This window comes from Scytonema sp. PCC 10023, from assembly GCF_963920835.1.
Taxonomy (GTDB): Bacteria; Cyanobacteriota; Cyanobacteriia; order Cyanobacteriales; family Nostocaceae; genus Kalymmatonema.
This window is the reverse complement of sequence record NZ_CAWUDP010000005.1, coordinates 197,686-203,895: the sequence shown is the minus strand read 5'-3', so window position 1 is coordinate 203,895 and position 6,210 is coordinate 197,686. Positions and strand designations below refer to the sequence as shown.

General features: G+C 44.5%; 6 protein-coding genes. 3 read left to right on the top strand and 3 right to left on the bottom strand.

Features of this window, described 5'->3' with window-relative positions; all coding sequences use genetic code 11:
- Positions 1-315: 315 nt before the first annotated feature.
- Entirely contained in the window at positions 316-813 is a 498-nt protein-coding gene (locus ACM0OZ_RS05420; protein WP_414581783.1) for a DUF3455 domain-containing protein, read from the top strand.
- Between the two features lie 98 nt (positions 814-911).
- Here ACM0OZ_RS05420 and gyrA read toward each other — a convergent pair whose 3' ends face one another.
- A complete protein-coding gene (gene gyrA / locus ACM0OZ_RS05415) occupies positions 912-3,416 on the bottom strand; it encodes a DNA gyrase subunit A (RefSeq protein ID WP_414581782.1) in 2,505 nt (834 codons plus the stop codon).
- Between the two features lie 258 nt (positions 3,417-3,674).
- On the opposite strand from gyrA, the gene ACM0OZ_RS05410 reads away from it, so the two are divergent.
- Entirely contained in the window at positions 3,675-4,079 is a 405-nt protein-coding gene (locus ACM0OZ_RS05410) for a response regulator (RefSeq protein WP_041040431.1), read from the top strand.
- Here the strand turns inward: ACM0OZ_RS05410 and ACM0OZ_RS05405 are convergent.
- Both ACM0OZ_RS05405 and ACM0OZ_RS05400 read right to left on the bottom strand, forming a co-directional pair.
- Complete coding sequence (locus tag ACM0OZ_RS05405) at positions 4,076-4,420, bottom strand: hypothetical protein (RefSeq protein ID WP_414581781.1); 345 nt, start codon at positions 4,418-4,420, stop codon at positions 4,076-4,078. The genes ACM0OZ_RS05410 and ACM0OZ_RS05405 overlap by 4 nt on opposite strands.
- Positions 4,407-5,300 carry a tetratricopeptide repeat protein gene (locus ACM0OZ_RS05400; protein ID WP_414581789.1) on the bottom strand — a complete coding sequence of 298 codons (894 nt, stop codon included), beginning with the start codon at positions 5,298-5,300 and terminating at the stop codon, positions 4,407-4,409. Before ACM0OZ_RS05400 ends, ACM0OZ_RS05405 begins: the two co-directional genes overlap by 14 nt.
- Before the next feature lie 277 nt (positions 5,301-5,577).
- Between ACM0OZ_RS05400 and ACM0OZ_RS05395 the strand changes: the two genes are divergently transcribed.
- On the top strand, positions 5,578-6,168 hold the full coding sequence (locus ACM0OZ_RS05395) for a TetR/AcrR family transcriptional regulator (protein WP_414581780.1): 591 nt from the start codon (positions 5,578-5,580) through the stop codon (positions 6,166-6,168).
- Positions 6,169-6,210: the final 42 nt, after the last annotated feature.

The window sequence follows — 6,210 nt, the reverse complement described above, 5'->3', positions numbered from 1 at the left end:
CAGGTTACGATAATACCTTTAGTTTACGTCCTAACCGCCTTGGCGGTTGCTATAACTGAGAGTTCCTAACAGCACCTCTTGCTCTACCCTTTCTTTGCGTACATCCACCATAAAAGGCGTTTGGAATTGACAAGAGCGATAATTCACATCCCAGTTTTGGCATACTTTTGATTTCCGACCCCTATGAATGAGGAGTTGTACTTAGCTCTACCCTTTTTTAAATAAGGTTTAAGCATGATGAAACCAGAAATAAAGTTCAAACAGACATGCTTCCTACTACTTCCGTTACTGATTGCACAGGTTGGTGTAGCTCAGATGCCACAACTTGAGGCCGCGCAAGGGGCGATCGCGTCGCCTCAACTTCCTGAGAACTTGAAAGTGCCACCAAATCAAGTGCTACTACTTAAACAGAGGGCTACAGGAGTGCAAATTTATGAGTGCAAAGCTAAATCCGGCAACGCCAACCAGTTTGAATGGACGTTTGTGGCACCCGAGGCTAGACTGCTTGACGAGCAAGGTAAGAACAATATCAAGCACTATGCTGGTCCTACTTGGGAGGCAAATGACGGCAGTAAGGTCGTAGGTCAGGTGAAAGCAAGCTTTGACTCACCCAGTCCCAATGCAATTCCTTGGTTGCTGCTCCAAGCCAAATCCAACGAGGGCAATGGGATACTTAGCAAAGTAACATACATCCAACGGGCGGATACTGTAGGTGGCAAACCCCCCGTCCGAGGATGTGACCAGAAGAGTGCAGGCACCCAAAAGCGAGTAAATTACACTTCTGACTACTTCTTTTATGGCACAACTCCCTAATTAGGGATAAGCTAGCACAGTTAGCTGAGCTTACTGTTAGATGAAAGTATTAGTAGGGTGGGCATAGCCTCCCTACACGCTTAGTGGTAGGCTGAGCATTACGAGTGGAGTTCGACGACACAAATGATTTTTTCTTCGCGATTAAGTTGAAGGATACTTTCACCAGTGACATCTTTGCCAAGGGTGGGAACTGTTTCCACTCCAAGGCGTACCACGCGTTGATGATTCGTGACTAGCGCCACCTCAGCACCTGCAGTTGCTCGTACTATTCCTGCTAACATGTCAGTTTTGTTGGTGAATTTAAAGGTCTGAGTCCCGATATCGCCTCGATTTGCTGAGCGCAAAGCAGTCACTGGGATACGTTTAGCGTATCCCAATTGAGTCACCAGTAATAGGTTTTCCTTCGTGCTTGAGGTTACAAAACCAACCATCTCTTCTTGCTGACGCACACGTAAACCTTGCAGACCCATAGCAGTGCGACCCATAATGGGGAGTTGATCATCATTCACCTCAAATTTTAAAACTCTCCCACCTGAACTTGCTAAAACCAGATGTTCACCCGTCTTAGTGAACTGAGTTGATAACAATTCATCACCATCTTTGAGTTTCAAAATGCTAATTCCGCGTCGGGTGATATGAGTCAATTCTGTCAGAGAAAAACGCTTGATTTTTCCTTGCTTCGTCAGGAGAACCATCTCGCTATCTTCTGGGTGTTCAGGCAGTACAAAGCGCTTAATAACAGCTTCTTGAGCGCCTTGAGCAGAGTTCGAGAGCAAGGTAATCAATGGTGTTCCCCGTGCAGAACGTCCATTGGTGGGAGGAATATCTGCCACGTTCACTGGGTAAACCTTGCCACCACTGGTCAGTACCAGCAACTCTTTTGCCGTGTCGGCCAACACGGTTTGGATGATGGTGTCATTATCAGATGTACCGTTGTCAGTTCTTGCCTTCCGGGCTGAAGGCTGACGACGTACATATCCCCGGTGGGTAAATTCTAAAACTACGTCTTCCGGAGACGCGACCAATGTAGGATTTTCAAGAGCGGCTTTTGATTCCTCCTTTGCTCCTCTGCTCCCCGGCTCTTGAGCTCCCTTGCTTTCTTGCTCTCCCAGTATCTTGGTACGACGGGCATCGTTGTATTTGCGCTTGAGCGATCGCAAATCTTTTTTCAGTGATTTCAGTAACTCGCGTCTATCGTTGAGTAATCTCTGCAACACCTGAATCTGCTCATTAAGCTCCTCATACTCTTTGTGTAAGTTTTGCTGTTCTAAATTGGTTAAACGACGCAATGGCATAGCCAAAATCGCATCCGCCTGCACCTCACTTAAATCGAGTCGGTTTTGCAGGCTCATTTTTGCCGTAGTGCCATCAGCAGCACTCCGTAATATCTGTACAACCTCATCTAAGTGAGAAAGTGCTTTGAGTAAACCTTCAACTAGATGCAGTCGGCTTTGAACCTTAGCTAACTCATAAGAGTAGCGGCGGTTCAGTGTCTGCTCTCGGAAACTCAAAAACTCCTGTAACAATTGACGCAAAGTCAGTTGACGCGGTTGTCCATCCACCAAAGCTAAGAGAATCGCCCCAAAGTTACTTTGCAAAGCGGTTTGGTGATACAAATTCTGGAGAACTTCTTGGGGGTTGGTATCGCGTTTTAGTTCAATCACGACGCGCATTCCCTGGCGATCGCTTTCATCTCGCAGATCCGCAATTCCTTGAAGACGACCTTGGTTCACCAGATCAGCGACTTTCTCAATCCAACCTGCCTTATTCACTTGATAAGGCAATTCTGTCACCACAATTGCTGTCCGTCGTTTACTACTCCTGCTACCAGCAACTTCCTCAATTTGGGCGACTCCCCGCAGCACAATACTCCCTTTACCCGTGGTGTATGCTTCTTTGATTCCAGAGTTACCGACAATTTCACCACCTGTGGGAAAGTCTGGTCCGGGAATGATCTCAAATAACTTTTCATCAGCTAAGTCGGGATTATCAATTAATGCGATCAACCCATCTACCACTTCCCCTAAGTTATGCGGTGGAATATTCGTCGCCATTCCCACAGCAATACCAGCACTCCCATTGAGCAACAGAAATGGTAGCTGCGCTGGCAGTACAGTTGGCTCTTGCTGGGAATTATCGAAGTTACCGATAAAGTCCACCGTTTCTTCGCCAATTTCTGTCAGCATTCCCTCGTGGCTGATCGATGCAAGGCGCGTTTCTGTGTAGCGCATCGCTGCTGGTGGGTCATTATCTACGCTGCCAAAATTCCCATGCCCTGCTAGTAAGGGATAGCGACTAGAAAACTCTTGTACCAGCCTAACCAAGGCATCATAAACCGCTTGGTCGCCGTGGGGGTGGTATTTACCTAACACGTCTCCCACCACACGCGCACACTTACGATAAGGCCGATCTGGCGTTAGACCGAGTTCGTGCATAGCATACAAAATGCGCCGGTGAACTGGCTTTAAACCATCTCGCACGTCTGGTAACGCCCGCCCGACAATCACACTCATGGCATATTCTAGGTAAGACCGCTGCATCTCCGTATGCAACGCTGTAGTAATGACCTGTCCCTCACAGAGAAGGTTTAATTGTTTTGCCATGAGTTTTTTTCCCTATATTTCCACTACACAAAATTTGCCGTTAATGAAGACTGCAGCAACCACAGCATAACGGATGAAATACTCTTCATTACACAATCTTGATAGTCAAAGGATAGAAAGCAGTAGTATTATCCTTGTTGACCGAGATTTATATTGATTATTTCAAGCATAGGCACACAACAGTTTTGATTAGGTGCTATTCCCCTTCTCTGACGCGTGCGCCTTTAGTTAAGATGGGCTAACAAAAGTCAAATTCTCATGAAAACTGTTTTGATTGTCGAAGACGATCTGATTAATGCTCGTGTTTTTTCCAAGATTTTGACCAAACGAGGTGGCTTGGAGGTGAAACATACTGAAAATGTAGAAGAGGTCATCAAAATTGCTCAATCGGGGGAAGTTGACATTATCTTGATGGATGTTTCTCTGTCAAGAAGTGTTTACCAAGGTAAGTCTGTTGATGGTATCAAAATTACACAAATGTTAAAATCTGATCCCCAAACAGCTTCCTTACCTATTATTTTGGTAACAGCACACGCTATGGAAGGCGATCGCGAGAACTTTCTCAAACAAAGCGGTGCTGATGGCTACATCTCCAAGCCAATTGTTGACCATCAACAGTTTGTTGACCAAATCATCGCAGTACTACCTAAACAGGACAACTAAACGTACAATTTGGAGCCAAAAACAATGTCCACCCCACGGTAAACTGCACCTAGCACTTTTCCATAGTAGTGTCCTTGAATGAAGAACACATACCTGGAGTAGCCCAACCCCAATATGTTTGTTGGGCTACTGCTTCTTTTACAGAATAATATATATGTACTATTAGATGAGATTTTGAGCAAGTGGCTGCGTCGAATATCAGTCCCAGAAGAGAGCCAGACAACAACTATGTATTCCCCCTCATCTTCCTCATCTTCCTCATCTTCCTCATCTTTTTCATCTTCCTCATCTTCCTCATCTTCCTCATTCCTACAAGTTTCGTGTTCGCTATTGTGGTACACTCCGCTGCCTAATTGTAGGAGCTGATGGTTCTTCACGTTGTTGGAGAGCAGCTTGAATGCCCGGTAATTCTAAGAATTTTTTCGTATCAGACAGCAGGCGTGCGCCCCAGAGATTTTGTTTAAGAAAATCTACATCAGCGTAGCGCTCATCAATGCGGATTGCAGCTTGTCCCATTGCTAGAGCTTGTTGCTGGTCGCCTTTAGTATACAAAGCTACTGCCAATGCAAGTAAAGGCTCTGCCGCTTGTTTCTCAATAGCAACAGCGCCTTGCCATTGCTTAATTGCGCCCTGAATATCGCCCTGTTCGTACAAAATTAACCCAACATTGTTGATGGCGGGCCAGAATTTTTTGTCAAAGGAGACTGCTTTTCTGTACTGAATCACTGCGTCTGGAAGTTTACTCAGCATATAGTAAGCATTGCCCAAATTAAACAATCCCTCTGGATCGTTGGGTTTTAACTTCAAACCCTCTTGATAGTAGTTGGCAGCCTCTTGATACTTTTGCTGCTGAAAGTAAGCCGAACCCAAAGCAAACTGAACATCGCCATTTTTAGGGTTGAGAGATTGTGCCTTTTTCAGGGCGTTGATTCCGCCATTCAAATCTTTGCCTTGCAAATACAAACCACCTAAGAGAAACCAGACTTTATCGTTCTTAGGAGCGAGTTGTGATGCCAACCGCGCTCTTGGTAAAGCTAGTTCAAACTGTTGAAACTGCGCTAGTTGGGCTGCTTCCTTTGCCAAACCTAACCCTTGCTGTTCCAATTTTGCTGCATCAAGTTGCAGTGTATGAGGTACCAGTGCTTGTGCATTTGTCGGTTGAGGTAAACTACACAAACCACAGGCAACCAAAAGAGAAATTAAACCAATCCGTTTAGGCACACTACCGCCTCTTTGCCAAGAATAAAAGAATCTTTCAGCTAGCTTAAACGATTTCCCTGGTTGACGACAGCAAAATTTTACAGACACAAAAACTCAGAATCCATAGCTTAGAATCCACAACTTAGAACTCAGAATGCCTCTGTGGATTCTTTTAGTAGCTTTTGAAGCTGACTTTTCATTAAAAAATACAGTATTTTTACTGGAATTTAACTTTAAGCATTGATCTTGACATTGTTATAACATGGAAATAAATTATTAAGTAAGTACTTACTAATTTATGGCTCGTATACCTAAAATTACCAATCAGCAAATTTTGGAGGCAGCACGTGAAGTTTTTTTAGAAAAAGGCTTCAGCGGATCAACTTTAGAGATTGCAGCACGCTCTGGTGTTTCTGAAGCGTCAATTTTCAAGCGCTTCTCAACCAAAGAAGAATTGTTCTTCACTGCGATGGGAATTCCAGAAACACTTGTATGGGTGAACGAGCTTGAAACTCTTGTTGGCAAGGGCAACCTCAAAGAGAACTTAATTCAAATCTGCTTACGGATTCTGGAATTCCACCGAGAGGTTATGCCTCGAGTCATGATGCTGCAATCACGAGGGAAAATCCCAACACCTGAAATACCAAAGCCAAAGCTTATTCAACATGTCAATGCACTAACTGCTTTTTTAGAGCGTGAGATGAAACAAGGCCGGCTTCGCCATTGCGATCCCAAAACTATTGCTCACCTCTTACTAGGATCTTTGATGAATTATGTTTTGTCAGAGCATATAGGAATGCAAGTAAGTATGTCCACTACTGAGCAAGAGTTCGTGCAGTGTCTTGTAGAAATTCTTTGGCAAGGAATCGCACCAGTCAAACATGAATAGGGTGACACAGCGAAATCTTTTTTTTAGCAAATTAATAAGTAA

What these genes read in the sequence shown, in the direction of transcription:
- ACM0OZ_RS05420 (WP_414581783.1), top strand. Translation starts at nt 316, where the DNA reads ATGCCACAACTTGAGGCCGCGCAAGGGGCGATCGCGTCGCCTCAACTT.
- gyrA (WP_414581782.1), bottom strand. Translation starts at nt 3,416, where the DNA reads ATGGCAAAACAATTAAACCTTCTCTGTGAGGGACAGGTCATTACTACA.
- ACM0OZ_RS05410 (WP_041040431.1), top strand. Translation starts at nt 3,675, where the DNA reads ATGAAAACTGTTTTGATTGTCGAAGACGATCTGATTAATGCTCGTGTT.
- ACM0OZ_RS05395 (WP_414581780.1), top strand. Translation starts at nt 5,578, where the DNA reads ATGGCTCGTATACCTAAAATTACCAATCAGCAAATTTTGGAGGCAGCA.